Source organism: Halovulum dunhuangense (assembly GCF_013093415.1).
GTDB lineage: Bacteria > Pseudomonadota > Alphaproteobacteria > Rhodobacterales > Rhodobacteraceae > Halovulum > Halovulum dunhuangense.
This window is the reverse complement of the sequence record NZ_JABFBC010000001.1, coordinates 42,183-67,615: the sequence shown is the minus strand read 5'-3', so window position 1 is coordinate 67,615 and position 25,433 is coordinate 42,183. Positions and strand designations below refer to the sequence as shown.

At 67.8% G+C, this 25,433-nt stretch carries 31 protein-coding genes; 18 read left to right on the top strand and 13 right to left on the bottom strand.

Annotated elements, in window-relative coordinates:
- Nucleotides 1-196: 196 nt before the first annotated feature.
- The 3 genes from HMH01_RS00350 to HMH01_RS00340 all read right to left on the bottom strand — a co-directional run bounded on the left by HMH01_RS00350 (nt 197) and on the right by HMH01_RS00340 (nt 2,000).
- Complete coding sequence (locus HMH01_RS00350) at nt 197-616, bottom strand: DUF7282 domain-containing protein (RefSeq protein ID WP_171321354.1); 420 nt, start codon at nt 614-616, stop codon at nt 197-199.
- A gap of 140 nt (nt 617-756) precedes the next feature.
- Nucleotides 757-1,467 (bottom strand): anti-sigma factor, encoded by a 711-nt coding sequence (locus HMH01_RS00345; RefSeq protein ID WP_171321352.1) that lies wholly within the window; start codon nt 1,465-1,467, stop codon nt 757-759.
- Nucleotides 1,464-2,000, bottom strand: coding sequence for a sigma-70 family RNA polymerase sigma factor (locus HMH01_RS00340; RefSeq protein ID WP_171321350.1), 537 nt, complete (start codon nt 1,998-2,000; stop codon nt 1,464-1,466). Before HMH01_RS00340 ends, HMH01_RS00345 begins: the two co-directional genes overlap by 4 nt.
- 253 nt (nt 2,001-2,253) lie before the next feature.
- Between HMH01_RS00340 and HMH01_RS00335 the strand changes: the two genes are divergently transcribed.
- A complete protein-coding gene (locus HMH01_RS00335; protein ID WP_171321348.1) occupies nt 2,254-2,868 on the top strand; it encodes a LolA family protein in 615 nt (204 codons plus the stop codon).
- Nucleotides 2,869-2,872: 4 nt separating this feature from the next.
- On the opposite strand, the gene HMH01_RS00330 is transcribed toward HMH01_RS00335, so the two are convergent.
- The 3 genes from HMH01_RS00330 to HMH01_RS00320 form a co-directional block, all read right to left on the bottom strand.
- Nucleotides 2,873-3,613 (bottom strand): enoyl-CoA hydratase-related protein, encoded by a 741-nt coding sequence (locus tag HMH01_RS00330; protein WP_171321346.1) that lies wholly within the window; start codon nt 3,611-3,613, stop codon nt 2,873-2,875.
- Nucleotides 3,610-4,398, bottom strand: coding sequence for an exodeoxyribonuclease III (locus HMH01_RS00325; RefSeq protein WP_171321344.1), 789 nt, complete (start codon nt 4,396-4,398; stop codon nt 3,610-3,612). Before HMH01_RS00325 ends, HMH01_RS00330 begins: the two co-directional genes overlap by 4 nt.
- A 158-nt stretch (nt 4,399-4,556) precedes the next feature.
- On the bottom strand, nt 4,557-5,243 hold the full coding sequence (locus HMH01_RS00320) for a response regulator transcription factor (protein ID WP_171321342.1): 687 nt from the start codon (nt 5,241-5,243) through the stop codon (nt 4,557-4,559).
- Between the two features lie 210 nt (nt 5,244-5,453).
- On the opposite strand from HMH01_RS00320, the gene ribA reads away from it, so the two are divergent.
- From ribA to HMH01_RS00305, 3 genes are all read left to right on the top strand, one after another.
- The gene (ribA, locus tag HMH01_RS00315; protein WP_171325110.1) at nt 5,454-6,533 is read left to right on the top strand and encodes a GTP cyclohydrolase II; all 1,080 of its coding nucleotides are present in this window, start codon (nt 5,454-5,456) and stop codon (nt 6,531-6,533) included.
- On the top strand, nt 6,530-7,039 hold the full coding sequence (locus HMH01_RS00310; RefSeq protein WP_171321340.1) for a L,D-transpeptidase family protein: 510 nt from the start codon (nt 6,530-6,532) through the stop codon (nt 7,037-7,039). Before ribA ends, HMH01_RS00310 begins: the two co-directional genes overlap by 4 nt.
- A gap of 91 nt (nt 7,040-7,130) precedes the next feature.
- A complete protein-coding gene (locus tag HMH01_RS00305) occupies nt 7,131-8,060 on the top strand; it encodes a calcium/sodium antiporter (protein WP_171321338.1) in 930 nt (309 codons plus the stop codon).
- A 7-nt stretch (nt 8,061-8,067) separates the two neighbouring features.
- Here the strand turns inward: HMH01_RS00305 and HMH01_RS00300 are convergent, their stop codons facing one another.
- Complete coding sequence (locus HMH01_RS00300; protein WP_171321336.1) at nt 8,068-8,724, bottom strand: YggS family pyridoxal phosphate-dependent enzyme; 657 nt, start codon at nt 8,722-8,724, stop codon at nt 8,068-8,070.
- 105 nt (nt 8,725-8,829) lie between these two features.
- Here HMH01_RS00300 and HMH01_RS00295 point away from each other — a divergent pair, with 105 nt between their 5' ends.
- A complete protein-coding gene (locus HMH01_RS00295) occupies nt 8,830-10,110 on the top strand; it encodes an acetylornithine deacetylase/succinyl-diaminopimelate desuccinylase family protein (protein ID WP_171325109.1) in 1,281 nt (426 codons plus the stop codon).
- A gap of 4 nt (nt 10,111-10,114) precedes the next feature.
- On the opposite strand, the gene panC is transcribed toward HMH01_RS00295, so the two are convergent.
- Together panC and panB are read right to left on the bottom strand one after the other, a co-directional pair.
- Nucleotides 10,115-10,972, bottom strand: coding sequence for a pantoate--beta-alanine ligase (gene panC / locus HMH01_RS00290; protein WP_171321334.1), 858 nt, complete (start codon nt 10,970-10,972; stop codon nt 10,115-10,117).
- On the bottom strand, nt 10,969-11,799 hold the full coding sequence (panB, locus tag HMH01_RS00285; protein ID WP_171321332.1) for a 3-methyl-2-oxobutanoate hydroxymethyltransferase: 831 nt from the start codon (nt 11,797-11,799) through the stop codon (nt 10,969-10,971). The genes panC and panB overlap by 4 nt, the downstream gene beginning before the upstream one ends.
- 162 nt (nt 11,800-11,961) lie before the next feature.
- Between panB and HMH01_RS00280 the strand changes: the two genes are divergently transcribed.
- The 7 genes from HMH01_RS00280 (at nt 11,962) to HMH01_RS00250 (ending at nt 18,812) form a co-directional block, all read left to right on the top strand.
- Nucleotides 11,962-13,434, top strand: coding sequence for an ABC transporter substrate-binding protein (locus HMH01_RS00280; protein WP_171321330.1), 1,473 nt, complete (start codon nt 11,962-11,964; stop codon nt 13,432-13,434).
- 139 nt (nt 13,435-13,573) lie between these two features.
- Nucleotides 13,574-14,521 carry an ABC transporter permease gene (locus tag HMH01_RS00275; RefSeq protein WP_171321328.1) on the top strand — a complete coding sequence of 316 codons (948 nt, stop codon included), beginning with the start codon at nt 13,574-13,576 and terminating at the stop codon, nt 14,519-14,521.
- Nucleotides 14,518-15,333: an ABC transporter permease gene (locus tag HMH01_RS00270; protein ID WP_171325108.1), complete on the top strand. Its 816-nt coding sequence runs from the start codon at nt 14,518-14,520 to the stop codon at nt 15,331-15,333. Before HMH01_RS00275 ends, HMH01_RS00270 begins: the two co-directional genes overlap by 4 nt.
- A complete protein-coding gene (locus HMH01_RS00265; RefSeq protein ID WP_171321326.1) occupies nt 15,330-16,916 on the top strand; it encodes an ABC transporter ATP-binding protein in 1,587 nt (528 codons plus the stop codon). The genes HMH01_RS00270 and HMH01_RS00265 overlap by 4 nt, the downstream gene beginning before the upstream one ends.
- Nucleotides 16,917-16,989: 73 nt before the next feature.
- Entirely contained in the window at nt 16,990-17,904 is a 915-nt protein-coding gene (trxA, locus tag HMH01_RS00260) for a thioredoxin (RefSeq protein WP_171321324.1), read from the top strand.
- A gap of 36 nt (nt 17,905-17,940) precedes the next feature.
- A complete protein-coding gene (locus tag HMH01_RS00255) occupies nt 17,941-18,609 on the top strand; it encodes an LON peptidase substrate-binding domain-containing protein (protein ID WP_171321322.1) in 669 nt (222 codons plus the stop codon).
- Entirely contained in the window at nt 18,606-18,812 is a 207-nt protein-coding gene (locus HMH01_RS00250; RefSeq protein ID WP_171321320.1) for a Trm112 family protein, read from the top strand. The genes HMH01_RS00255 and HMH01_RS00250 overlap by 4 nt, the downstream gene beginning before the upstream one ends.
- Before the next feature lie 6 nt (nt 18,813-18,818).
- Here HMH01_RS00250 and HMH01_RS00245 read toward each other — a convergent pair whose 3' ends face one another.
- Nucleotides 18,819-19,148 carry a hypothetical protein gene (locus HMH01_RS00245; RefSeq protein ID WP_171321318.1) on the bottom strand — a complete coding sequence of 110 codons (330 nt, stop codon included), beginning with the start codon at nt 19,146-19,148 and terminating at the stop codon, nt 18,819-18,821.
- A gap of 12 nt (nt 19,149-19,160) precedes the next feature.
- Nucleotides 19,161-20,147, bottom strand: a complete 987-nt coding sequence (locus HMH01_RS00240; protein WP_171321316.1) for a 2-hydroxyacid dehydrogenase — start codon at nt 20,145-20,147, stop codon at nt 19,161-19,163.
- Nucleotides 20,148-20,284: 137 nt separating this feature from the next.
- On the opposite strand from HMH01_RS00240, the gene HMH01_RS00235 reads away from it, so the two are divergent.
- From HMH01_RS00235 to HMH01_RS00225, 3 genes are all read left to right on the top strand, one after another.
- A complete protein-coding gene (locus HMH01_RS00235) occupies nt 20,285-20,773 on the top strand; it encodes an SH3 domain-containing protein (RefSeq protein ID WP_343035110.1) in 489 nt (162 codons plus the stop codon).
- A gap of 73 nt (nt 20,774-20,846) precedes the next feature.
- A complete protein-coding gene (locus HMH01_RS00230) occupies nt 20,847-21,251 on the top strand; it encodes a c-type cytochrome (RefSeq protein WP_171321311.1) in 405 nt (134 codons plus the stop codon).
- 123 nt (nt 21,252-21,374) lie between these two features.
- The gene (locus tag HMH01_RS00225) at nt 21,375-21,695 is read left to right on the top strand and encodes a DMT family transporter (protein WP_171321309.1); all 321 of its coding nucleotides are present in this window, start codon (nt 21,375-21,377) and stop codon (nt 21,693-21,695) included.
- 6 nt (nt 21,696-21,701) lie between these two features.
- Here the strand turns inward: HMH01_RS00225 and HMH01_RS00220 are convergent, their stop codons facing one another.
- Complete coding sequence (locus HMH01_RS00220) at nt 21,702-22,409, bottom strand: response regulator (RefSeq protein WP_171321307.1); 708 nt, start codon at nt 22,407-22,409, stop codon at nt 21,702-21,704.
- Nucleotides 22,409-22,921, bottom strand: a complete 513-nt coding sequence (locus HMH01_RS00215; protein ID WP_171321305.1) for a MarR family winged helix-turn-helix transcriptional regulator — start codon at nt 22,919-22,921, stop codon at nt 22,409-22,411. The genes HMH01_RS00220 and HMH01_RS00215 overlap by 1 nt, the downstream gene beginning before the upstream one ends.
- Before the next feature lie 150 nt (nt 22,922-23,071).
- Between HMH01_RS00215 and HMH01_RS00210 the strand changes: the two genes are divergently transcribed.
- From HMH01_RS00210 to HMH01_RS00200, 3 genes are all read left to right on the top strand, one after another.
- A complete protein-coding gene (locus tag HMH01_RS00210) occupies nt 23,072-23,941 on the top strand; it encodes a branched-chain amino acid aminotransferase (protein ID WP_171321303.1) in 870 nt (289 codons plus the stop codon).
- 136 nt (nt 23,942-24,077) lie between these two features.
- A complete protein-coding gene (locus HMH01_RS00205) occupies nt 24,078-24,311 on the top strand; it encodes an HP1242/YdcH family protein (RefSeq protein ID WP_171321301.1) in 234 nt (77 codons plus the stop codon).
- Nucleotides 24,312-24,458: 147 nt separating this feature from the next.
- Entirely contained in the window at nt 24,459-25,397 is a 939-nt protein-coding gene (locus tag HMH01_RS00200) for a nucleoside hydrolase (RefSeq protein ID WP_171321299.1), read from the top strand.
- The last annotated feature ends 36 nt before the right edge of the window (nt 25,398-25,433 follow it).

Sequence of the window (25,433 nt, the reverse complement as noted above, 5' to 3'; positions counted from 1 at the left end):
GGATCATTGATCCAAAGCAGGGAATAAAAAAACCTGCGAAGCCGCTGGGCTTCGCAGGCAGACATACGCACGGCGCCGGGGTTCCGCATCACCACCAAAAGGCCCTTCAGGGGGGAGGGCTTACTCGTGACGGGGCAGTCCCGGCGACTGCGCGGTGGTTACAGGCCGGACCCTCGATCAGGGGTCCGGCAGGGGCTTACTGGGCGGTGATGACGGTCATCACCAGGTTGCCGTCCATGCGGATCGGGCCGTCTTCCGGCGCACCCAGCGTGTATTCGAAGATGCCGGTCTGCGACCCGCCCTGCTCTGCGTGAACCATCAGCATCAGCATGTCGCCCGAGGCCACTTCCTCGGTCAGGATCGCGGCGACGTCCATGTTCTCGCCCGCCTTCAGCGGGGCGTGGCCGACCACGGGGCCCGGCTTCATCTCGGCGTCGGTGCGGTGCACGACCAGCCAGCCGTTCTCGCCGGCGACGATGCTTTCGGCGGTCACGGTGCCGCCCGACACGTCCTGATCCGAAGCGGTGACGCCCGGCATGGCATGGCCGGCGGCAAAGGCGGTGCCCGCGACGCCAAGGGTCGCGAGTGCGGCGAGTGTGAGTGCGGTCTTGCGCATCGATTATTCCTCCAGTTTCGGCGCCACCATCGGCGCAACACTGGAGACACGGCGCCGCACTCGAATAAGTTTCGTCGGGCGCGCCCACGTTTCAGACGATCACGGGCTTGTCAGTCGCGGATGAACAGGCGCCTGCCAGGTCAGATCGGTGCCATCTGTCCCAGGGCGAGCACGTCACCCGTCGGCTGCCCGGTGGGCGATCCCCCCTCGGGTTCGTCCGAGATGGCGAGTGTGCCGTCGCCGATATCGTCGCGGATGTCCTCGGGAATCGTGATCACCCCGGTCGCATCGTCCTGCGGCAACAGGCCCAGCGAGACGGGCGGGTTGTCGCCCGCGATCAGCCAGAGCTGGAACACCCGGTTCACGGTCGCGTCGCCCGCTGTGCGGTTGATGCGGAGTGTCCCGGTTCCCTCGTCGAAGAGAGCCATCAGCGATACTGCCCCGGTGTCGCCGCGCAGTTCCGCCACATAGGCTGCACCGGGCCCTGCCTGCCCTGGCGTCCGCAGTTCCTGCCAGGCGATGAACCCGAGGCCCAGCGCCGCCACGAGCGAGGCGAAGCTCAGGCCGCGCCAGAGCCCCACGCTGTTCCACCAGCCGGACCGCTTTTCGGGCACCCCGAAGAGCCGGCGCTCGGTCCGATCGAGCACCCGCGAAGGAGGGGGGACCGGGGAAATGTCATCCGACAGGACCGCCAGCCGTTCTTCCCAGAACCGGACACGCTCGCGCAGGGCCGCGCTGTGTTCGAGCCGCATGGCGAACACCACGCGCTCGGCGTGCGGAAGCACGCCAAGCGCATACTCGGCGGCCAACGCGTCGTCGGAGCGACCCAGATCTTGCCCGTTGGCGGTCATTGCGTCAGGCACTCTTTCAGTTTCATGAGGCTGCGTCGCAGCCAGGTTCGCATCGTGTTCACAGGAATGCCGTGTCTGTCGGCGAGTTCCTGGTAACTGTATCCTTCCATGTAGGCGCCGCGAACGGCATCGGCCCGCGCGGCGTCCAGAGTCTCAAGGCAGGCCTGGATACGCGAGCGTTCGTCGGTGGCGACCGCCTCCTGTTCGGGGGACGGTGCGTCGTCGGCGATTCCCACCGCCTCGTCGATATCGACGGCCTGCGGCTTGCGCGCCCTTATCCTGTCGATCGCGTGATTGCGCGCGACCGCTATCAGCCAGGACATCGGGCTGGTATCCGAGGCGGTGAAGCGGTCGGCGTTGTTCCAGATCCGGACGAAGATCTCTTGCAACGCGTCTTCGGCTTCTGCCCTGTCCCTTAGGATACGCAGGCAGACGCCGAATAGTTTCGCGCTCGTCGCCGCATAGAGCGCCCGGAATGCTGAGCGGTCCCGCAATGCGACCCGCCCGATCAGCTCGGTGATGTTCTCGGCCAAAGCTCGTCCGTGCTCTGCTCGTTTTGCGTTTCACCGTTGCCCCCTACGGCTTGCGGCGATGATAGGGCAATGCGTCCCTGAATCCATCACGAACTTGCGGGGCCGGTGACGCCAACGTGACCCTGCATGGCCGCGTGTTTCCGCCTTGCAATCGGCCGCCCGCGAATGTGACGGGACAGTGCGGGCGACGGTTTCTATCCTTGGCCCAGGAATACATGCTTCAATCGAAGGCAGGATCACCCATATGAGCGGCATGGACAGACGCAGAGCGATATCCCTTCTGGCGGCGGCACCCCTGATGGCGGCATGGCCCCTCGGGGCGCAGACGCCGAACGTGCTGGAGGAGGTCGGCAAGTATCTCAACCAGCTCACCTCGATCCGGGGCCGGTTCACCCAGATCAACGCCGACAACAGCCGCTCGGCGGGCAGCTACTGGCTGCGCCGCCCCGGTCGCATCCGCTTCGAGTATGATGGCGGCGAGGCGATGGTGATTGCCGACGGCATCAACATCGCGATCTTCGATGCGAAGTCGAACGCGCAGGTGCAGCGCTATCCGCTGAGCCAGACGCCGCTGAAATACCTGCTGCGCGAACGGATCGACCTGACGCAGCGCAATCTTGTGCGAGAGACCGGGTCGCAGGGCGGTTTCACCACGGTCGTGATGCAGGACCCCGAGGCGCCGCGCGACGGGTCGATGACGCTGGTGCTGCGCAACAGCCCGCCCGCGCTGACAGAGTGGACGGTGACAGAGGCGTCGGGCAGCCGCACCCGGGTCGTTCTCGACACGCTCGAGCCGGTGACGGGCATGAACACCCGCATCTTCAACATCGAGACCGAGGCGCTGGCCTGGGAGCGGCAGCGGCGCTGACGGCTCAGCGCCCGCGGAATACCGGCGGGCGCTTTTGCGCACGCGCCGCCAGGGCTTCGGCGTGATCCTCCGAGGCGAAGCAGGCGGCGATCCGGGCACGCACCGCATCGGGCTCGCCACTGCCCCGGCCATGCTCGTACAGGCTCAGCTTCATCCCCTGCACCGCCAATGGCGCAAGGGCCGTGATCCGGTCGACAAGCGTGCCGGTCGCGGCCTCCAGCCCCTCGGGGGCGACCAGTTCGTCGAGAAAGCCCGCCTCCAGCAACTCGGCATCCCCGAAGCGGCGCGCCAGAAGAAAGATCTGCCGCGTCAGGCGCAGACCCAGAAGCCGCTCGGCGCGCGCCATGCCCTCGGGCGGGTAGTGGATGCCAAGCTCGGCCGGTGGCGCGAACATCCGCATTCCGGTCACGCCGATGCGGAAATCGCACGACAGCGCAAGTTCCACGCCGCCGCCATAGACCCCGCCGTTCAGGGCGCAGACGGTGGGCATGGCCAGCGCCTCGATCCGGTCGCACAGCGCGGTCAGCGGGTTCTCGGTCCAGTCGCTCGCGCCGACATCGCCCAGCGCCGCCCCGGCACAGAAACTCTTGCCGCGCCCGGTGATCACCAGAACCCGCGCCTCGGGTTGCAGCGCATCCAGCGCCGCATGGAAGGCCGCGATCCCCGCGCGATCCAGCGCGTTGTGCCGTTCGGGCGCGGCCAGCGTGATCCGGGCGACATGGCCCCCGGCGGCGGTCTCGATCACAGCGTGAAGCTTGCGAAGACGGGAACGTGGTCCGACGGCTTTTCCCAGCCGCGTGCCGCGCGCAGGATGCGGCTGCCGCCCGCCCCCGAGGCAAGGTCCGGCGTGGCCCAGACATGATCCAGCCTGCGCCCGCGATCCGCCGCGTCCCAGTCCTTCGCGCGGTAGGACCACCAGGAATAGAGCTGCCCCTCGGGAATGTCCTGCCGGGTCACGTCGACCCAGCCGCCGGCCTCCTGCGCGTTGCCCAGATGCTCGACCTCGATCGGGGTGTGGCTGACCACCTTCAGAAGCTGCTTGTGGGACCAGACGTCATCCTCGCGCGGGGCGATGTTCAGGTCGCCGACGAGGATCGCGCGCTGGGGACGGCCTTCGCGGAAGCGGTCGCGCAACTCGGTCAGGAAATCCAGCTTGTGGCCGAATTTCTCGTTCACCTCGCGGTCGGGCTCGTCGCCACCGGCGGGAATATAGAGATTGTGGATCAGCGTGCCGTCCGCCATCCGTGCCGCGACGTGGCGCGCATCGCCCTTGTTGCAGAAGTCGATCTGGCCCGCATCCTCGATCGGCAGGCGCGACAGGATCGCGACGCCGTTGTAGCCCTTCTGCCCGCGCGCGACCATGTGGGTGTAGCCCAGCGCGGCAAACCCCTCGACCGGGATCTTGTCCACGGGCGACTTGGTTTCCTGAAGGCACAGGATATCGGGCGCCTCCTGCCGCAGCAGGTCCAGCACGATCGGCTCTCTCAGGCGGACGGAATTGATGTTCCAGGTGCAGATCGTGACGGTCATCTTGCGGCCTTGGTCGGTTTCGGGCGGGCGGAGAATGGCCTTGCGCGGCGCGGGACACAACCCCGGCCGATTGCCAAAAAAGAGCCCGGGCAAAGGCCCGGGCCAGGTCCAACAGGGAGGATCCGTGCCAACACAAGCCCCGGCACGGCGGGGGTCCGTCAGACGGCCAGCCGGTAGCCGCCGCTTTCAGTCACAAGTATACGCGCGTTCGATGGGTCGGGCTCGATTTTCTGGCGCAAGCGGTAAATATGCGTCTCGAGTGTGTGCGTTGTGACACCAGCGTTGTAGCCCCAGACCTCGTGCAGAAGGGTGTCGCGGGCCACGACCCCGGTCTCGGAGCGGTACAGATACTTGAGAATGTTGGTTTCCTTCTCGGTCAGGCGGATCTTCTTGTCGTTCTGATCGATCAGCATCTTCATCGCCGGCTTGAAGGTGTAGGGGCCGATGGCAAAGACCGCATCCTCGGACTGTTCATGCTGGCGAAGCTGGGCGCGGATGCGGGCCAGCAGCACCGGGAACTTGAAGGGCTTGGCGACATAATCGTTTGCCCCTGCATCGAGGCCGAGGATCGTGTCGGCGTCGGTGTTGTGCCCGGTCAGCATCAGGATCGGGCACTTCACCCCCTGCTTGCGCATCAGCCGGCACAGTTCGCGCCCGTCCATGTCGGGCAGGCCGACATCCAGGATCACCAGGTCGAAGTGTTCGCCCTTGGCCTTTTCCAGCCCATGCGCGCCGTCGCCGGCCTCGAACACGTCGAATTCTTCGGTCAGGACGAGTTGGTCGGCCAGCGCCTCGCGCAGATCCTCGTCATCGTCCACCATCAGGATCTTTTTCAGGTTGCTCATCTCGTGCTCCGGGGCTGTGATGCGCCATAACTGCGCCGGAGCAGGCGGGCCGACAACGCGATTGCACCCGGTCTCACGCGCAAGTGTGTCGCGCGTGCGCTTTGTTTCATTTTCCCCGAGGCCGGGATATAGCTCTGAAATGATTTGAAAGATCGGCACAGACGGCCTGCGGCGCGGGCGGTCGTGCCGGTGTCGCGAAAGGGCGCGCGGGTGGGGCTCGATCTCACGATTGCCGAAAGGGTGGCGCGGGCGCGGTCCGACCTGCGGATCGGCGCGGTCGCGGTGCTGCGCGGCCCGGGCGGCGCGGCTCTGGTGCTGGCCGCGGAAGGTGTAACGCCCGATCGGCTGTCGGCCTTGCGCTCGCTTGGCACGCCTGAGCTGGCGATCACCAGCTGGCGGGCCGAGACGTTGCACGCGCCGGCCTATGACGACGATCTGGCCCGCATGCTGGTTCCCGGCGATGCGGATTGCGGCTGGATCCGGTCGGTCGCGGACCCCGCGCGCGACCTGGACTACCCCATGAAGGGGCCGTTCCAGGTGCTGCGCGGCGGCGATGCTGCCCTGCACCGCACGGCCATCGCCCTTTGCAAGGAGGCGCGGCTGCTGCCCGCCGCCCTTGTGCTGCCGCATGCCGACGCCGAGGCGCTTGCGCGTGCGCATGACCTGACGGTGCTGGACCTGGCCCAACACGCGCTTGTGCCGTTCGGCCTGCGGGAAGTGGCGGCGGCGCGGGTACCGCTGGGCGTGTCGAAGCTTGGGCGGGTGCGGGTGTTCCGCCCGGCCGACGGATCGGAAGAGCATTACGCGGTCGAGATCGGCTCGCCCGCGCGTCCGGGCCCGGTGCTGGCGCGACTTCATTCGGCCTGTTTCACCGGCGACGTGATCGGCAGCCTGAAATGCGACTGCGGCCCGCAGCTTGCCGCCGCCCTGGACCGCATCGCGACAGCGGGCGCGGGCATCCTGCTGTATCTCAACCAGGAAGGGCGAGGCATCGGGCTTGCCAACAAGATGCGGGCCTATGCGCTTCAGGATCAGGGTTTCGACACGGTCGAGGCGAACCATCGCCTGGGCTTCGAGGATGACGAGCGCGATTTCCGCATCGGGGCCGAGATGCTGAAGGCGATGGGCGTCACGTCCGTCCGGCTGATGACGAACAACCCCGCCAAGGTGGCCCGGATGGAGGGGCAGGGCGTGCGCGTGGTCGAGCGGGTGGCGCTCAAGGCAGGGCATACGCCCGAGAACGCGCATTACCTGGCCACCAAGGCCCGCAAGTCGGGGCATCTGCTATGAGGGCGCAGGACCTGGTCGTGACCGCGCGGGGCGCGCGGTTCCGCGGCCGCAGCCTTTCCTGCGCCGTTGGGCGCGGCGGCATCACCCGGGACAAGCGCGAGGGCGATGGCGCGACGCCCGCGGGCGTGCACGGCTTCGTGGGCCTGCTCTACCGTCCCGACCGGATCGCGCGCAGCCTGCTGCCCGACTGGGCGCGGCCCATCGGCGCCTTTGACCGCTGGTCCGACGATCCGCGCGACCCGGACTACAACCACTACCTGCCCGGCGCGCCCGACCATCCCTATGGCACCGAGCGGCTTCGGCGGCGCGACCCGCTTTACGATGTCGTCCTGCTGACCGACTGGAACTGGCCATATGCCGAAAAAGGCCGGGGGTCGGCCATCTTCGTGCATGTCTGGCGCAAGCCGCGCCACCCGACCGCAGGTTGCGTCGCCTTCGCGCTGCCCGACCTGCTGTGGATCGTGAACCGCCTGCGCCATGCCGACCGGCTGATCGTCAAGGGGTGAGACATTTCTGCGGCCTTCCCTTGCGGCATGCAGGGGGCGCGCCTACCTGTGGCCGCAACGCAAGGACTGGCCGGCAGGGAACCATATCATCATGACTTATATCCTGTTTCTCGCAGGGTTCGTTGCGCTTGTCATCGGAGGCGATCTTCTGGTGCGCGGCGCCGTGGCAATAGCGACCCGGCTGGGCCTGTCGCCGCTGCTGATCGGCCTGACGCTGGTCGGCTTCGGCACCTCGGCGCCAGAGCTCGTGACCAGCCTTCAGGCGGGGTTCTCCGGCTCGCCCGGCATCGCGGTTGGCAATGTCGTCGGCAGCAACATCGCCAACATCCTGCTGATCCTTGGCGTCGCCGCGGCGATCGCGCCGGTCCATGTCGACGGGCGTGCCTTCCGGCGTGACGGACCGGCGCTGGGGCTGGCCACGCTGGCACTGTTCCTGATCGTGCTGGTGGATGGCCTTGGACGACTGGCCGGCATGGGTCTGTTGCTGGGCCTGGCCGGATACCTGTTCGTCGCCTACCGGCAGGAGCGCAACGCCCCCGATCCCGAAGGCGCGGAAAGTTTCGAGGGCGGGCCGATCTGGCGCAGCCTGCTGTTTTTCGTCGTCGGTCTTGTGCTTGTGATCCTGGGCGCGCGCTGGCTGGTGGCCGCCGCCATCGACATCGCGACCACCCTGGGCGTCAGCGAGACGGTGATCGGCCTGACCGTTGTGGCGATCGGCACCTCGCTTCCCGAACTGGTGACGACTCTGGTCGCGGCGATCCGCAAGCAGGCCGACATCGCCTTCGGCAACGTGGTCGGCAGCAACATCTACAACATCCTCGGCATTCTCGGGACCGTGGGTGTCGTCATCCCGCTCGACGTGCCGGACGAGATCATCCGCTTCGACATCTGGGTCGTGCTGGCTGCAACCGCGGCGATGTTCCTGTTCACCCGGACGGGCTGGAAGATCACGCGGGGCGAGGGGATCGCGATGCTGGCCGCCTACGGGGCCTATCTGGGCTATCTTGCCGTGACCGCCTGACTGGCGGTCACGCGGGTTTCACCCGTTCGCCGAAGATGGCCGAGCCGACGCGCACATGGGTCGCGCCCAGCGCGATCGCGCTCTCGAAATCGCCGCTCATGCCCATCGACAGTCCGTCGAGTCCGTTGCGGGCGGCGAATTTCGCCAGCAAAGCGAAATGCAGCGCTGGTTCTTCCTCGACCGGCGGAATGCACATCAGGCCCCGCACCGGCAGATCCATCGCGCGGCAGGCGGCGACGAAGCCGTCCACCTCGGCGGGCATCACCCCCGCTTTCTGCTGCTCTTCGCCGGTGTTGACCTGGATGAACAGCTCCGGGCAGGCGCCGCGCGCCTGCGCCTCGTCGGCGATCCTGCGCGCCAGCTTCTCGCGGTCCACGGAATGGATCGCCTCGAACAGGTCCATCGCCTGTTTGACCTTGTTGGACTGCAAGGGGCCGATCAGGTGCACCTCGACTCCGTTGTGACGCGCGCGGAAATCGGGCCACTTGCCGGCGGCCTCCTGCACCCGGTTCTCGCCGAACAGGCGGTGGCCCTGGTCCAGCACCGCCTCGATCCGATCGAGAGGCTGCACCTTCGACACCGCGATCAGCCGGACCGACCCCTCGGCACGGCCTGCGGCCTGTTCGGCCTTGCGGATGCGGGACGTGATTTCTGCAAGCGACATGGACGGTCCTCCCTTGCCCCGCACATAGCGCGGGCGGGCGCCGAAGGGAATGTTTGACAGCCGCTTCGGCTGGCGCGGAAGATGGTCCCCGAGAAAGAGGATCCGATGGCCCTGACCGACCGCCTGCACGCCGAGATCGCCCACCGCGAGACCGGGATCGCCGAACTGACCCGCGACCTGATCCGGGTGCCCACCATCAACCCGCCGGGCGAGAACTACCGCGAGATCTGCGACCTGCTCGCGCGGCGGCTCTCGGCGCGCGGCTTTGCCGTCGAGCTGCTGCGCGCGGAAGGGGCGCGCGGCGACAGCGACCGCTACCCGCGCTGGAACCTGGTCGCCCGGCGCGAGGGGGCGGCGCCGGGCCCCTGCGTGCATTTCAATTCGCATATCGACGTGGTCGAGGTGGGCCAGGGCTGGACGGTGGACCCGTTCGAGGGCCTGATCCGCGACGGCCGTGTCTATGGTCGGGGCGCCTGCGACATGAAGGGCGGGCTTGCCGCATCGATCGTGGCGGCCGAGGTCTTTGCCGACCTGTGCCCCCAGTTTCGCGGCGCGATCGAGATATCGGCCACCGCGGACGAGGAAACCGGCGGCTATGGCGGCGTCGCCTGGCTGGCCGAGAAGGGATATTTCACGCCCGACCGGGTGCAGCACGTCATCATTCCCGAGCCGCTGAACAAGGACCGCATCTGCCTTGGCCATCGTGGCGTGTGGTGGGCGGAACTCGAAACCCACGGCCGCATCGGCCACGGCTCGATGCCGTTTCTGGGCGACTGCGCCGTGCGCCACATGGGCGCCGTCATCGCCGAGATGGAGCAACACCTGTTCCCGGCACTGGCCGCCCGCCGCACCGCGATGCCGGTGGTGCCCGAGGGGGCGCGGCAATCGACGCTGAACATCAACTCGATCCATGGCGGCCAGCAGGAACTGCCGAGCGACTTCACCGGCTTTCCTGCCCCCGTCGTGCCCGACAGCTGCCGCATGGTGATCGACCGCCGCTTCCTGATCGAGGAGGAACTGGAAGAGGTGCGGGCGGAATTTACCGAGATGCTGGAACGCATCAGTGCGCGCCGCCCCGGCTTTCGCTACGACCTGCGCGACATGCATTCGGTGCGCCCGACCATGACCGACCGCGACGCGCCGGTGGTCACGGCCGTCGCCGCCGCCATCCGGCGGGTTCTGGGCGCCGACCCCGACTATGTCGTCTCTCCGGGGACCTATGACCAGAAGCATATCGACCGGATCGGGCGGATGAAGAACTGCATCGCCTACGGGCCGGGCATACTCGACCTGGCGCACCAGCCCGACGAATGGGTCGGGATCGCGGACATGGTGCAATCGGCGCAGGTGATGGCGCTGGCGCTGGCAGATCTTCTGCCGCGCTGATGCGTCAGGGGCCGACGGCGATGTTGTCGATCAGCCGCACGCCGTCCAGCCACGCCGCCACCAGAAGCCGTGCGGGCTGGTCGAGCCGGATCATCGGGTGCAGGCCCTGGGCGCTGCGCAGTTCCAGGTACTCGACGCGCTGATATCCGGCAGCGGTTATCCGCCGCGCGGTGTCGTCCAGCACGCCGGGAACCGCGTCACCAGCCCGGATCCGTCCTGCGGCCCCGACCAGCGCCGCGTAGAGTGCCGGGGCCATCTGCCGGGCCGAGGTGGAAAGCTGCGCGTTCCGCGAGGACAGGGCCAGCCCGTCAGCTTCCCGCACGGTGGGATGGCCCGCCACCTCTATGGGGATGTCCAGATCCCGCGCAAGGCGCTTCACCAGCTGAAGCTGCTGGTAGTCCTTTTCTCCGAAGAAGGCGATGTCGGCCCCGCTTTGCAGGAACAACTTGGCCACGACCGTCGCGACCCCGTCGAAATGCCCCGGGCGACTGGCGCCGCACAGCCCTTCGGTGACGCCTGCAACGCTGACCGTCGTGGCAAACCCGTCCGGGTAGACCTGGTCCGGCGCGGGCACATAGACCGCATCCACCCCGAACGGCGCCAGCTTTTCGGCGTCGGATGCCTCGGTCCTCGGGTAGCGGGCGTAATCCTCGGGGTCGTTGAACTGGCGCGGGTTGACGAAGATCGTGACAACCACCCGGTCGGCCGCCGCCTTCGCCGCTGCGACCAGGCTCAGATGTCCGGCATGAAGCGCCCCCATCGTCGGCACCAGGCCGATCCGCTCTCCCGCGCGGTGCCAGGTGGCGGTCAGCGCGCGAAGCTCGGCAACGCTGCGGATGATCGGCGGGGGCGCGACGCTCATGCCGGCTTGCCCTTTTCGTCGCCGAATTCGTGCTCTGGCCCCGGAAACGAGCGGGTGCGGACCTCTTCGGCGTAGCGGGCGATGGCTGCATCCGCGGTCTCGGCGAGCTCTGCATAGCGCTTCACGAATTTCGGTCGGAAATCGCTGAAAAGCCCCAGCATGTCGTCCACCACCAGAACCTGTCCGTCGCAACGCGCCGAGGCGCCGATGCCGATAGTGGGGACCGGCAGATCAGCCGTGATGCGGTCCGCAAGCGGCGAGGGGATCTTTTCCAGCACCACCGCAAAGGCGCCGGCCCCGGCCACCGCGCGGGCATCGGCCAGCACGCGGTCGGCGTCCGGGCCACGGCCCTGCACCTTGTAGCCGCCCAGCGTGTTGATTGCCTGCGGCGTCAGCCCGACATGGGCCATCACCGGGATCCCGCGCGCGGTCAGGAAGGCGATGGTTGCGGCCATGGCGACCCCGCCCTCCAGCTTGACCGCGGCCGCACCCGTGTCCGCCATCAGCCGGGCGGCGTTGCGGAAGGCCTGCTCCGGCCCCTCCTCGTAGCTGCCGAAGGGCATGTCGATCACCAGCATGGCGCGGCTCAGCCCGCGGGCGACCGCCTGACCGTGCAGGAGCATCATCTCCATCGTCACACCCAGCGTCGAGGGAAGCCCGTGCAGCACCATGCCAAGGCTGTCGCCCACCAGCACGATATCGCAATGCGGATCCACCAGCCGCGCGACGGGCGTCGTGTAGGCGGTCAGGCAGACCAACGGGGTCTTGCCCTTTCGCGCCCGGATATCGGCGGGCGTCGGGGTCTTGATGCCGGTCGATGCGCTCATCCGTTTCTCCGCTCGGTGCTGGCGCTCCGTGCGCCTGCGGGCGCGGTCACTTGCAGTCGCGACCTGGACCGTTGAATCCGCCCATCCAACCAAGGGCTTGCCATGCGGCGGCCCACGGCGCTTGATAGGAGAGCAGGACCGGGGAGGGAAGGGGAATCACCGATGCACCGCATGCTCACTGCCGCCGCCACGCTGTCGCTGGCCCTCGGGTCCGCGGCAGCGGCCCAGACATCCATCACCATCGGCATGCAGCTCGAGCCGCCGCATCTCGATCCGACCTCGGCCGCGGCGGCGGCGATCGACGAGGTGGTCTACGCCAACGTATACGAGGGGTTGACGCGCTTCGGCCCCGACGGGTCGATCCATCCGGGGCTGGCCGAAAGCTGGGAAATCGCGGATGACGGGCTCAGCTACACGTTCACGCTGCGGCCGGGCGTGCTGTTCCATGACGGAGCGACCTTCACCGCCGACGACGTGGCATTCACCTTCGAGCGTATCCTGGCCGACGAGTCCACGAATGCCCAGAAGGCGCTTTACTCGGCCATCGACAGCGTGAACGTCATCGACGACAGGACGGTCGAGATCACGCTGGAGCGTCCGAACGGCGCGCTCCTGTTCAACCTGGCCTGGGGCGACGCGGTCATCATCGACCCCTCCGACGTAGAGACGTTGCAGACCAAGCCCGTCGGCACCGGCCCCTTCATGTTCAGCGACTGGGTGCAGGGGGATCGGGTCGAGCTGGTCCGCAACCCCGACTACTGGGGTGAGCCGGCCCCGCTGGAGCGTGCGACCTTCAAGTTCATCTCGGATCCGACCGCCGCCTTCGCCGCGATGATGGCGGGCGACATAGACGCCTTTCCGGTCTATCCCGCACCCGAGAACCTGGCGCAGTTCGAGTCGGATCCGCGCTTCAGGGTGCTTGTCGGCTCGACCGAGGGCGAGACGATCCTGTCGATGAACAACGGCGTCGAGCCCTTCAATGATATCCGCGTGCGGCAGGCGGTGGCGCATGCCATCGACCGGCAGGCGGTGATCGACGGGGCGATGTTCGGCTACGGCACGCCCATCGGCACGCATTTCGCCCCGCATCACCCGGCCTATGTCGATCTGACCGGCCTGTCCGCGCATGATCCCGAACGGGCGAAGGAGCTGCTGGCCGAGGCGGGGTATCCCGACGGCTTCACCACGACGCTGAAGCTGCCGCCGCCTTCCTACGCGCGGCGGGGCGGAGAGATCATCGCGGCCCAGCTGCGCGCCGTGGGCATTGAGGCCGAGATCGTCAACCTGGAATGGGCGCAATGGCTGGAAGAGGTGTTCCGCGGCAAGGACTTCGGCCTGACCATCGTGAGCCATACCGAGCCGCTGGACATCGGCATATATGCAAGGCCGGATTACTACTTCCAGTATGACGATCCGGTCATGCAGGCGCTGAACACCGGGTTGGAGTTCATGGCCAATCCCGAAGACCGCAATGTCGTGCTTGGCGCCATGCAGGACCGGATCGCCCGCCAGTACGTCGTGGGCTTCCTGTTCCAGCTGGCCAAGACGGGGGTCGCCAACGCCCGGATCGAGGGGCTGTGGGAGAACTCGCCGACGCAGGCCAACGACCTGACGCAGGTGCGCTGGGCCGAGTGACGCGCCCGGCCCCGCCGCCGGATGCCTCCGGCGGGGATATTTGAAGAAAGTGGAAGGCGGGGGCGGCCGGCGATGGCCGCCCTTGGCTTTGGCGCGGGCGCGGCCTAGGCTCCGGTCCGACCGAAACCATGGCCGCCCGATGCTGCGCTACGCGATCCGACGCTTCCTTTCGCTGCTTCTCTCGCTGGGCGTTGCCAGCGTGGTGATCTTCCTTGCCATCGAGGTGGTGCCCGGCGATCCCGCGGCGGTGATGCTGGGGGTCAACGCGGCCGAGGACACGCTTGCCGCGCTGCGGGCCGAGCTTGGCCTCGATCAGGGCTTGCTGCCACGATATCTGGACTGGGCAGGCGGCATGCTGCGGGGGGATTTCGGAGTTTCCTACACCTATCGCACCCCGGTCGCGGAGATGGTTGCCGATCGGCTCTGGATCTCTTTGCCGCTGGCGCTCTATGCGCTGACGCTGTCCACGCTGATCGCCTTTCCCGTGGGCATCCTTGCCGCGGCCCGGCGGGGCGGGGCGGCGGATCTGGGGATCATCGGGGTCACGCAGATCGGCATCGCGGTGCCCAACTTCTGGTTCGCGATGATCCTGGTGGCCATCTTCGCGATCAATCTCGGCTGGTTCTCGGCCGGGGGCTTCCCGGGATGGGAGGGGGGGCTGCTGGCAGGGCTGAAGGCGCTGACGCTGCCGGCGATAGCGCTTGCGCTGCCGCAGGCCTCGATCCTGGCGCGCGTCATGCGTTCTGCGTTGATCGACACGCTGGGCGAGGATTTCGTGCGCACCGCCCGCGCCAAGGGACTGAGCCCGGGCCAGGCCCTGCGCCGCCATGCCTTGCGCAACGCGCTGATCCCGGTGCTGACGATCCTGGGCCTGCAATTCTCGTTCCTGCTGGCGGGGGCCATCATCATCGAGAATGTCTTCTTCCTGCCCGGGCTGGGCCGGATGGTGTTCCAGGCGATCGCCCAGCGCGACCTGATCGTCGTGGAAAGCGTGGTCATGCTGCTGGTCTTCGCGGTGATCCTTGTCACCTTTCTTGTCGACCTGGCCTATGCCTGGGTCGATCCGCGGCTCAGGGGCGGGCGCTGATGCGGGCGCTCTGGCTGGGAGGCATGATCACGGCCGCCTTCGTGGCGGCGGCGCTGCTGTCCTTCGTCTGGACGCCCTTTGCGGTGGACGGGGTGGACATAGCCAACCGCATGCGCCCGCCGGGCGGCGCGCATCTGCTGGGGACCGATCATTTCGGGCGCGACATGCTGTCGATGCTGATGGTGGGGGCGCGCGTGTCCATCGCGGTCGCGCTGGTCGCGGTCGGCATCGGCATGGGGCTGGGGGTGCCGCTGGGGCTGGCGGCCGCGGCCGCGCGTGGCAGCTGGCTGGACGAGGCCATCATGCGCGGCAACGACCTGATCTTCGCCTTTCCGGCGCTGGTCATCGCCATCCTGATCACCGCCGTCCTGGGCCCGTCGGCGGTCAACGCGATCATCGCCATCGGCATCTTCAACATACCCGTCTTCGCCCGCGTGACCCGGGGCGCGGCGCTGTCGCTCTGGACGCGGGAGTTCATCCTGGCCGCGCGGGTCGCCGGCAAGGGGCGGGCGCGGATCAGCCTGGAACATGTGCTGCCCAACATCGCGAGCCTGCTGATCGTCCAGTGCACGATCCAGTTCAGCCTGGGGATCCTGGCCGAAGCGGCGCTGTCCTATGTCGGGCTTGGCGCGCAGCCGCCAACGCCCAGCTGGGGGCGGATGCTGGCCGAAAGCCAGACGATGATCGCGCTGGCACCGCACATGGCGCTGTTCCCCGGCCTGTCCATCGTGCTGATGGTGCTGGGGTTGAACCTGATGGGCGACGGGCTGCGCGACCATCTCGATCCCAGGCTGCGGCGGGTACGCGCATGAGCCTGCTGGAGATCGCCGATCTTGGCCTGAGCATCGCCGGGCAGCCCGTTCTCGAGCGTGTCTCGCTCGGGGTGCGGCCGGGGCGCATCCTGGGCCTGATCGGCGAGAGCGGCTCGGGCAAGTCGATGACGGCGCTGTCGGTGATGCGGCTTCTGCCCCGGGGCGCGCGGCTGTCGGGGCGCATCGCCTTCGAGGGGCAGGACCTGGCGCATCTGTCCGAGGCGCGGATGGGCGGCATCCGGGGTGCGGGCATCGGCATGGTGTTCCAGGAGCCGATGACCGCGCTGAACCCCTTGCAGACGATCGGCGCGCAGGTGGCCGAGACGCTGCGCCTGCATGACCGCCTGAGCCGGGCAGAGGCGGCGCGCCGCGCGCGCGCGGTGCTGGACCGCGTTGGCCTGCCCGAGCCGGAATTTCCCCTGAGCCGCTATCCGCACGAGCTGTCGGGCGGGCAGCGCCAGCGGGTGGTGATCGCCATGGCCATCGCGCGGCGGCCGAAGCTCCTGATCGCGGACGAGCCGACGACCGCGCTCGACGTGACGACGCAGGCGCAGATCCTGGTGCTGATCCGGCGGCTGGTGGACGAGGACGGGATGGGTGCGATCCTGATCACCCACGACCTGGCCGTGGTCTCGGGGCTTGCCGAAGAGGTTGCCATCATGCGGGCCGGGTCCGTGGTCGAGGCGGGACCGACCGCCGAGGTGTTCGCCCGGCGCGCGCATCCCTATACGCGGGCCCTGTTCGCCGCGTCCACCCACCAGCCCGAACGCCCCCGGCGCGACCCCGGCGCAGCCCTGCTCGAGGTGGAGAACGTCACCCGCCGTTACGAGGGGCGGCGCGGGCTTTTCGGGGCCTCGACCGTCAAGACGGCCGTGGATGCTGTCAGCTTCACCCTGCGGAAAGGCGAAAGCCTGGGGCTGGTGGGCGAAAGCGGTTGCGGGAAATCGACCCTGACGCGGGCCATCCTGGGCCTCGAGCCGTTGCAGGGCGGGCGCATCCGGCTGGGTGGCGAGGCGATCGACGCCGCCGCCGGCGTGCCTGGGCCGCTGCGGGCGCGGATGCAGGTGGTGTTCCAGGACCCCTACGGCTCGTTCAACCCGCGCCACCGGGTCGCACGCCTGCTGGCAGAGCCGTTCCACCTGCTGCCGGATGCGCCGCAGGGCCAGGCGCGGGAGGCCGCCGTGACCGAGGCGCTGGAGGCCGTGGGCCTGCAGGCGTCGGATGCGGGCAAATACATCCACGAGTTTTCGGGCGGGCAGCGCCAGCGCATCGCCATCGCGCGCGCCCTGGTGATCCGGCCGGCGCTGATCGTGCTGGACGAGGCGGTTTCGGCGCTCGATGTGCGGGTCAGGGCGCAGATCCTCGACCTGCTGGCCGACCTGACGCGGCGCTTCGATCTGTCCTACCTGTTCATCAGCCACGACCTGCATGTGGTGCGGCGGATCACCGACCGGGTTCTGGTCATGCAGTCTGGGCGCATCGTCGAGGAGGGGGCGACAGAGGCGGTGTTCACCGCGCCGCGACACGCCTATACGCGCACGCTGCTCGCAGCGACGCCGCGCCTGCCCGACACGGGGGCCTGACCCTCTGGCATGCCCGGGCGCTGCCGCCTATATGTCAGGGCGGAAACCGTAAACGCGGGAAGGGACATTCAGAATGCTCGAATTCGGACAGGGCGCCGGGGCGCCGCAGGACGCGGATCTGATCAAGGACAGCTCCGAGGCGACATTCATGCAGGACGTGATCGAAGCCTCGATGGAGGTGCCGGTGATCGTCGATTTCTGGGCGCCCTGGTGTGGCCCGTGCAAGTCGCTGACCCCGATCATCGAGGGGGCCGTGAAAGAGGCGCGCGGCAAGGTGAAGCTGGTCAAGGTCAACGTGGACGAGAACCAGCGCATCGCGGCACAGATGCGCGTCCAGTCGATCCCGGCCGTCTATGGCTTTGTCGGTGGGCGTCCGGTGGACGGCTTCATGGGTGCCCAGCCTGCAAGCCAGGTCAAGGACTTCATCAACCGCCTGATCGCGCAAAGCCCGGCTGGCGACGGCGGGCTGGCAGAGGCGCTGGAAGCGGCCGAGCAGATGCTGGACGAGGGCGCGGTCACGGACGCGGCCCAGACATTCGCCGCGATCCTGGGTGAGGAGCCCGACAACCTTCAGGCGCTGGCGGGGCTGGCGCGCGCCCATATAGCGCTGGGCAACGCCGATCAGGCGCGCGCGGTACTCGATACCGCGCCCGAGGCGAAGCGTGCCGATCCGCTGCTGGCGGCGGTCTATGCGCAACTCGACCTTGCCGCCGATGCCGAGGGCGCGGGCGAGGTGGCGGAACTGGCCGCGCGGGTCGAGTCCGATCCCGAGGATCTTCAGGCGCGGCTGGACCTGGCGTTGGCCCAGATCGCGGCACGCCAGCACGAGGCGGCGGTGGATACGCTGCTTGCCTTGTTCGCGAAGGACCGCGAATGGAACGAGGGTGCCGCGCGGGCGCAGCTCTTCAAGCTGTTCGATGCGCTGGGTCCCAAGGATCCGGTGGTGCAAAAGGGCCGCCGGCGCTTGTCATCGATGATTTTCGCCTAGGTTGTCCGAAGGGACATCAGGGGGGCAGCAAGGCGCATGAGCAGACATTTCGCCCTGGCGGACATGCCGGAAACCATTCCGGTTTTCCCGCTGCCCGGTGCCCTGCTGCTGCCGCGCGCCCGGCTGCCGCTCAACATCTTCGAGCCGCGCTATCTTGCGATGCTGGATGATACGATGAAGACGCCGCATCGCCTGATCGGCATGGTCCAGCCACAGGCCATGCCGGAGGGGCGTGCCGCCAGCGATGCGGCGGCGCGGCTGCATCGGATCGGCTGCGCGGGTCGCCTGACTGGTTTCCAGGAAACCGAGGACGGGCGCTACATGATCACGCTGAGCGGCGTCAGCCGGTTCCGGATCAAGGATGTGCACGAGGGCTTTACTCCCTATCTGCGCGCCGACGTGGACTGGTCCAGCTTCGAGCGGGACCTGGGCCGACGCGAGCTTGACCACAATTTCGACCGGCACGCCTTTCTGGGGGTGCTGCGACGCTATTTCGAGACGGCGCAGCTGGCCTCGGACTGGGACAGCCTGAAAGAGGCCGAAGAGGAGTTGCTGGTGAATTCGCTCTCGATGCTCTGCCCATTCGACCCCGAGGAAAAACAGGCCCTGCTGGAGGCGCCGACGCTGGAAACCCGGCGCGAGACGCTGGTTACGCTGATGGAATTCGCGCTGCGAGGCGGAAGCGACGAGGGATCGCTGCAATGACCGACGAACTGGAACAGCAGGACGGGCCGCAGAGGCTGGATCGCAAGGTGCTGGAGGCGCTTGTCTGCCCAGTCACGCGCGGGGTGCTGAGCTATGACGCCACGGCGCAGGAACTGATCTCGAAGGCGGCGGGCCTGGCGTTCCCGATCCGGAACGGGATCCCGGTGATGCTGGTCGACGAGGCGCGCCGCATCGAGGAGTAGGGCGCTTCAGCCGTCCCTGCCCTCTCTCTCCCGCTTGCGCCGCGCGGCGGATGCCCGGCGGATGGCAGCCTCCATTTCTCTGCGGTTCTTCGGGCGGCGGCCGCGGCGCGGGTTGACCAGCGACTTTACCTTCGAGAAATCGACCTTGCCCGTGTAGTGGCTGCCTGGCGGCAGGTGGTCGCGCGTGCTCGGCGGCCTGCTGGCAAGGGCAAGGACCAGGATCGCCAGCGCCAGAAGCACCGTAAGTCCGATCAGCGGATCGACCCAGTCCCGGCTGGCATCGACCCAGCGCTGAAGCGTGGGCATCGGACCCCAGGCCCAGAACCCCTCGGCCAACGTCCCGTGCCCCTAGAGCATGCTTGGCACGACCTGGTCCGGTGGCCGGTGCCCGTCGGCAAAGGTCTTGATGTTGATGATCACCTTCTCGCCCATTTCCAGCCGGCCCTCGACCGTGGCCGATCCCATGTGCGGCAGCAGCAGCACGTTCGGCAATTCGCGCAGGCGCGGGTTCACGTTGTGGCCATGCTCATAGACGTCGAGCCCCGCCCCCGCCAGTTCGCCCGCCCGAAGCATCCGCGTCAGGGCATTCTCGTCGATCACCTCGCCGCGCGAGGTGTTCACGACGTAGGCGCTGGGCTTCATCAGCTTGAGCCGGCGGGCGTTGAGCAGATGGAACGTGGAGGGCGTGTGCGGCGCGTTCACGCTGAGGATGTCCACCCGGGCCAGCATCTGGTCGAGGCTTTCCCACCAGGTTGCGCCCAGCGCCTGTTCCGTCTCGGGGCGCAGGCGGCGGCGGTTGTGATAGTGGATCTCCAGTCCGAAGGCGCGTGCGCGGCGCGCCACCGCCTGCCCGATCCGCCCCATCCCGAGGATGCCCAGCCGCTTGCCGCCGATCCGGTGCCCCATCAGCGCGGTGGGCGACCAGCCCCGCCAGTCGCCGGACTGCATCAGGTCGGCGCCTTCCTTCAGCCGGCGCGGCACGCCCAGGATCAGCGCCATCGCCATGTCGGCGGTGTCCTCGGTGGCAACGCCGGGCGTGTTGGTCACGATGATCCCGCGCCCCAGCGCGGTCGCCACGTCGATGTGATCGAAGCCGGCGCCGTAATTCGCGATCAGTTTCAGCTGTGGCCCCGCCTGTCCCAGCAGCCCCGCATCGATCCGGTCGGTCAGGGTCGGCACAAGCACGTCTGCCCGCGCCATGGCGGCGGCCAGCGACTCGCGCGGAAGGGGCAGGTCGGCGGTGTTGAACTCGGTATCGAACAGCTCTCCCAGCCGCGCCTCGACCGGGTCGGGTAGCTTTCGGGTCACAATCACCTTCAATTTATGACCGCTCATGCCGAACCTTCTCCATCTGGCGCGCCCGAGGCGCTAGGGTCTTCAAGTTATGGCACGAGGGGTCGGCGACAGAAACCCCCGGCAAAAGGGCAGAGCAGGCGATGCGCAGGGCGTTCTTGGCGGCCGTCATTCTGGCGATGTCAGCGGGTCTTGCGGCCGCGCAGGGCGATGCACCGCGGGTTGCGGACCCGACGCCGCAGCTTGGCCCCGTGACCAACCTGCCGCTGCCGCGCTTCGTGTCGATCAAGGGCGGCGAGGCGAATGTGCGGCGCGGGCCAAGCCTGTCGCACCGCATCGACTGGGTGTTCCAGCGCCGCAACCTGCCGGTGGAGATCACCGCCGAGTACGGCAACTGGCGCCGTGTCCGCGACCACGAGGGGGCCGGCGGCTGGGTGCACTACGCGCTTCTGTCCGGTGTGCGCCATGTCCTCGTGACGGCCGAGGTCGCGGCGCTGCATCGCGACCCTTCCCCGGATGCGCCGCTGGCCGCCCGGGCCGAGCGTGGCGTTGTCGCCCGGCTGGACGAATGCGTGCCCGACTGGTGCGAGGTGACGACCGACGGGATCACCGGATGGATCGCCAAGGCCGATATCTGGGGTGTGGCGCCGGACGAGATCCGCGACTGACCCCGGAAGGGGGACGGACAAGAGCGGTGGCGCCTGCTAGTATTCCGTCAAACCTCGTCAGAAGGAGAGATTGATGGCATATCGAGTGGCATTCGCCGGCGTCCTTGCGGCGCCCTTTCTCATGCTTGCGGCTTGCGACCCGGTCGAGCGCGCGGATGCGCGGCGCTACTACGCCGAGAACTGCGCTGCCTGCCACGGCCCCTCGGGTCGCGGCGACGGACCGCTTGCCGCGGGGCTGGAGACGCCGCCCGCGGACCTGACCACCATCGCGCGACGCAATGGCGGCGCGTTCGATTTCGCCCATGTCATGGGTGTGATCGACGGCTACAAGTCGCCCGAGCGGGACATGCCGCGCTTTGGCAACCTGCTGGCCGAGGCCGAGACGATCCCCTTCGATACCGGCGACGGCATCCTGACCCCCACGCCGATCCCGCTGCTGGCGCTTGCGCGCTACATCGAGGCGATGCAGGTGCCGTGACGGCCCCCCTTGCCCCGGCTGCGCCGGCGGCCTAGCTCGACCTGCACGGGGCCACGACCCCGGCCCGCGCTGGCGGGTGGTGTTGTCCGGGACGGCCCGGTCCATTGGAACGGAGGGCCGGACATGGCCTGGATCGCGGTGCTTCTTGCCGGTCTGCTGGAAATCGTATGGGCAAGCTCGATGAAGCTGTCCGAGGGGTTCACCCGGCCCGGCCCCACGATCGTGACGCTGGTCACGATGGCCGCCAGCTTCTTCCTTCTGGCCTGGGCCATGCGGAGCCTGCCGCTCGGCACCGCCTACATGGTCTGGACGGGGATCGGGGCGCTGGGCGCCTTTGTGGTCGGTGTCGTGACGCTGGGTGAGCCGCTGGGCGTCCTGCGCGTGGCAGCCGCCGCGCTGATCCTTGCGGGCATCGTGCTGATGAAGCTTGGCACGCCCGGCTGAGGCGGTTCAGTCCGGGGCCAGCATGTAGCCCGCGCCGCGCACGGTCTGCAGGTAGCGCGGCACCTTCGGGTCGGCCTCGATCTTGCGGCGCAGGCGGGTGATCTGCACATCCACCGCGCGTTCCTGTGCCTGCCCGTCATCGCGCCCCAGTTCCGCGACCAGTTCCGCGCGGCTGATCGCCTCGTTCGGGCGGGCAGAGAAGATCCGCATCAGCTGGTTTTCGGTGGCGGTCAGGCGGATCAGTTCCTGCCCCAGCCACAGCTCGCCCCGGGTCAGGTCATAGCGGATGGCGCCCATGTGAAGCGTCTTGGGCGGCTCGTTGCCCGAGGGGGCCTTGGGAATGCGTCGCAGGATGGCGTTGATCCGCAACAGAAGCTCGCGCGGCTCGAAGGGCTTGGGCAGGTAGTCGTCGGCCCCGGCCTCGAGCCCCCTGATCCGGTCCTCGCTTTCGCCGCGGGCGGTCAGCAGCAGGATTGGCGTGGCGATCCGGTCGGACAGGTCGCGGGTCAGGCTGAAGCCATCCTCGCCCGGCATCATCACGTCCACCACCAGCAGGTCGAACTCCAGCCCGTCGAGCAGCCGGCGCGCATGCCGTGCGTCGCGCGCGGTGCTGACGAGGTAGCCGTTGCGGCTGAGGAACTTCTTCAGCAGGTCGCGGATACGCTCGTCGTCATCGACGATCAGGATATGCGCCTCGGGCAGTTTCGGTGTCATCAACCGCTCTCCATCGCGCGTTCTATCCTTGTCCGCATCTCCGGTTCCATCATCTGTTCGAGTACCGCGCGAAACCCCTGTACCGCCTCGGGCCCGGCGGCGGAATAGGCGCGGCGCATCCTGGCGCGCTGGGTCGCGGAAAGTTCAGCCTCCAGCCGGCTGCCCTTTTCGGTCAGGTACAGGTTGCGCTGGCGCCGGTCTGTGCGGCCGATCCGGCTGTCCACCAGCCCATCCTCGACCAGCTGGCGCAGCACCCGGTTCAGGGACTGCTTGGTCACGCCCAGGATGTTCAGCAACTCGTTCACGGTCAGCCCGGGGTTGCGGTTCACGAAATGCAACACCCGGTGGTGGGCCCGCCCGTAACCGTATTCCTCGAGGATCCGGTCCGGATCGGCGGTGAAGCCGCGATAGGCGAAGAACATCAGTTCTATGCCCTGCCGAAGCTGCTCGTCGGTCAGGAACAGAAGCTGCTCGCCAGTGGTGGCGGGGCCTTTCATGCGGGGTTGGGGCATCGCGGCGCTCCTGTCGGTTCTCGGTTCAATTTATGTCAGCCTTGTTGACTTTCCAAGGGCGCAATGTTAGCCGAGTCGATGAAAAGCGTAACATTGTGTCGAGATGGCGTCGGGTGGCGCAACATTCGGCAAAATTCTGGAGGATGGACGATGGGCACCGCTTATGATGATCGCGATGGTGTCATCTGGATGGATGGCGTTCTGACGCCCTGGCGCGATGCCAAGGTGCATATCCTGACCCATGCGATGCACTATGCCTCGTCGGTGTTCGAGGGCGAGCGCGCCTATGGCGGCAAGATCTTCAAGAGCCGCGAGCATTCCGAGCGGCTGCTGTTCTCCGGGCGTGAGCTGGATATCCCGATTCCCTATACCGCCGACCAGATCGAGGCGGCCAAGGACGAGACGCTGAAGGCCAGCGGCCTGAAGGATGCCTATGTGCGCGCGCTGTGCTGGCGCGGCTCGGGCGAGGACATGGGCGTCGCCTCGGCCCGGAACCCGGTCCACCTGGCGATCGCGATCTGGGCCTGGGGCGCCTATTACGGCGATGCCAAGATGAAGGGCGCGAAGCTCGACATCTCGAAATGGAAGCGCCCGTCGCCCGAGACGATCCCCTGCTTCGCCAAGGCGGCCGGGCTCTACATGATCTGCACCATGTCCAAGCACGCGGCCGAGAAGAAAGGCTGCTCGGACGCGCTGATGATGGACTATCGCGGCTATGTCGCCGAGGCGACCGGCGCCAACGTGTTCTTCGTCAAGAACGGCGAGGTGCACACGCCCAAGCCCGATTGCTTTTTGAACGGGATCACCCGCCAGACCGTGATCGGGATGCTGAAGGAAAAGGGCATCACCGTGATCGAGCGCCATATCGAGCCGTCCGAGATGGAGAGCTTCGAGCAGTGCTGGCTGACCGGCACCGCCGCCGAGGTCACCCCGGTGGGCCAGATCGGCGACTACAACTTCGAGGTGGGCGCGCTGACCCGCTCGATCGCCGAGGATTACGAGAAGCTGGTCCGGGCCTGAGACCTTCGTCATCGCCCGCTTGCGCCCGTCCCCCCAGGGGGCGGGCGCTGTCGTTTCCGGGGCTTGATCCAGGTCAAGGGCGGCGCCGGACGGTTCCGGCAAGGCTTCCTGACAGACCATGAAGGAGCCCGAGCAGATGACCCATGTCCCCCATGAACTGGCCGCCGATTTTCCCGGCAAGGCCGACCGGATCCACGAACTTCGCCAGGAGGACGCCCATTTCGCCGGGCTGGCCGACCGCTACCACGAGTTGAACCGCGCGATCCATCGCGCCGAGACGGATGTCGAGCCGACGGACGATTTCCACATGGCCGAGATGCGCAAGGAGCGCATGGCCCTGAAGGACGAGATCGCCCGCTACCTCGCCTGAGGCTCCCACCGGGCAGGGATCGCCATCCTCGGTCCCGGGCCTGAACCTGGCGTCCCCCTGGCACCGCTGCGGGGGCGTTTTTTCCCTTTTCACCGCCGGGCGCCCCGCTACTGTGCTGGCCCGAACGGATGGTCGGGGCAGGACGGCATGGCACGCAAGATCATCATCGACACCGATCCCGGGCAGGACGACGCGGTCGCGATCCTGATGGCGCTGGCCTCGCCCGAACTCGAGGTGCTGGGTGTCGTCGCGGTCGCGGGCAACGTGCCCCTGGCACTGACCGAGAAGAACGTGCGCAAGACGCTGGAACTGGCGGGGCGCACGGATGTGCCGGTCTTTGCCGGCTGCGACCGGCCGCTGGTGCGCCCGCTGGTGACGGCGGAATATGTCCACGGCAAGACCGGGCTGGACGGACCCGACCTGCCGGAACCCGAGATGCCGCTTCAGGCGAAACACGGCGTGGATTTCATCATCGACACGCTGCGGGCGGCCCGGGATGACGGGATCACGCTTTGCGCGCTGGGCCCGCTGACGAACATCGCCACCGCCTTGCAGCGCGCCCCCGACATCGCGCCCCGCATCCGCGAGATCGTCTCGATGGGCGGTGGGCTGTTCGAGGGCGGCAACACCACCCCGGCGGCGGAGTTCAACATCCATGTCGATCCGCAGGCGGCCCGGATCGTGTTCCGTTGCGGCCGCCCCGTCACGCTGATCCCGCTCGACCTGACCCATCATTGCCTGACGACGGCGAAAAGGATCGAGCGGTTCCGCCGGATGGGCACCCGGACCGGCACCGCGACGGCGGCGCTGCTCGACTTCTTCGAGCGTTTCGACGAGCACAAGTACGGCACCGATGGCGGACCGCTGCACGATCCGAACGTGATCGCCTGGCTGCTGAAGCCCGAACTCTATTCCGGGCGGATGATCAACGTGGAGGTCGAGTGCGCGTCGGAACTGACCATGGGCATGACCGTTGCCGACTGGTGGGGGGTGACGGGCCGGCCGGCCAATGTCCACTATCTGCGCTGGGTCGACGATGAGGGCTTCTACGCGCTTCTGACAGAGCGGATCGCCCGCCTCCCTTGAGTGGAGGGCGGTTTCGCATTACCTTTGGGGCACCCT

Coding starts and splice junctions, on each gene's coding strand:
- HMH01_RS00350 (WP_171321354.1), bottom strand. CDS start 616: ATGCGCAAGACCGCACTCACACTCGCCGCACTCGCGACCCTTGGCGTC.
- HMH01_RS00310 (WP_171321340.1), top strand. CDS start 6,530: ATGAGGGCGCAGGACCTGGTCGTGACCGCGCGGGGCGCGCGGTTCCGC.
- HMH01_RS00325 (WP_171321344.1), bottom strand. CDS start 4,398: ATGACCGTCACGATCTGCACCTGGAACATCAATTCCGTCCGCCTGAGA.
- panC (WP_171321334.1), bottom strand. CDS start 10,972: ATGAGCGTCGCGCCCCCGCCGATCATCCGCAGCGTTGCCGAGCTTCGC.
- trxA (WP_171321324.1), top strand. CDS start 16,990: ATGCTCGAATTCGGACAGGGCGCCGGGGCGCCGCAGGACGCGGATCTG.
- HMH01_RS00345 (WP_171321352.1), bottom strand. CDS start 1,467: ATGACCGCCAACGGGCAAGATCTGGGTCGCTCCGACGACGCGTTGGCC.
- HMH01_RS00250 (WP_171321320.1), top strand. CDS start 18,606: ATGACCGACGAACTGGAACAGCAGGACGGGCCGCAGAGGCTGGATCGC.
- HMH01_RS00335 (WP_171321348.1), top strand. CDS start 2,254: ATGGACAGACGCAGAGCGATATCCCTTCTGGCGGCGGCACCCCTGATG.
- HMH01_RS00240 (WP_171321316.1), bottom strand. CDS start 20,147: ATGAGCGGTCATAAATTGAAGGTGATTGTGACCCGAAAGCTACCCGAC.
- HMH01_RS00255 (WP_171321322.1), top strand. CDS start 17,941: ATGAGCAGACATTTCGCCCTGGCGGACATGCCGGAAACCATTCCGGTT.
- panB (WP_171321332.1), bottom strand. CDS start 11,799: ATGAGCGCATCGACCGGCATCAAGACCCCGACGCCCGCCGATATCCGG.
- HMH01_RS00215 (WP_171321305.1), bottom strand. CDS start 22,921: ATGCCCCAACCCCGCATGAAAGGCCCCGCCACCACTGGCGAGCAGCTT.
- HMH01_RS00305 (WP_171321338.1), top strand. CDS start 7,131: ATGACTTATATCCTGTTTCTCGCAGGGTTCGTTGCGCTTGTCATCGGA.
- HMH01_RS00210 (WP_171321303.1), top strand. CDS start 23,072: ATGGGCACCGCTTATGATGATCGCGATGGTGTCATCTGGATGGATGGC.
- HMH01_RS00275 (WP_171321328.1), top strand. CDS start 13,574: ATGCTGCGCTACGCGATCCGACGCTTCCTTTCGCTGCTTCTCTCGCTG.
- HMH01_RS00320 (WP_171321342.1), bottom strand. CDS start 5,243: ATGAGCAACCTGAAAAAGATCCTGATGGTGGACGATGACGAGGATCTG.
- HMH01_RS00230 (WP_171321311.1), top strand. CDS start 20,847: ATGGCATATCGAGTGGCATTCGCCGGCGTCCTTGCGGCGCCCTTTCTC.
- HMH01_RS00205 (WP_171321301.1), top strand. CDS start 24,078: ATGACCCATGTCCCCCATGAACTGGCCGCCGATTTTCCCGGCAAGGCC.
- HMH01_RS00225 (WP_171321309.1), top strand. CDS start 21,375: ATGGCCTGGATCGCGGTGCTTCTTGCCGGTCTGCTGGAAATCGTATGG.
- HMH01_RS00295 (WP_171325109.1), top strand. CDS start 8,830: ATGGCCCTGACCGACCGCCTGCACGCCGAGATCGCCCACCGCGAGACC.
- HMH01_RS00220 (WP_171321307.1), bottom strand. CDS start 22,409: ATGACACCGAAACTGCCCGAGGCGCATATCCTGATCGTCGATGACGAC.
- HMH01_RS00200 (WP_171321299.1), top strand. CDS start 24,459: ATGGCACGCAAGATCATCATCGACACCGATCCCGGGCAGGACGACGCG.
- HMH01_RS00235 (WP_343035110.1), top strand. CDS start 20,285: ATGTCAGCGGGTCTTGCGGCCGCGCAGGGCGATGCACCGCGGGTTGCG.
- HMH01_RS00300 (WP_171321336.1), bottom strand. CDS start 8,724: ATGTCGCTTGCAGAAATCACGTCCCGCATCCGCAAGGCCGAACAGGCC.
- HMH01_RS00265 (WP_171321326.1), top strand. CDS start 15,330: ATGAGCCTGCTGGAGATCGCCGATCTTGGCCTGAGCATCGCCGGGCAG.
- HMH01_RS00280 (WP_171321330.1), top strand. CDS start 11,962: ATGCACCGCATGCTCACTGCCGCCGCCACGCTGTCGCTGGCCCTCGGG.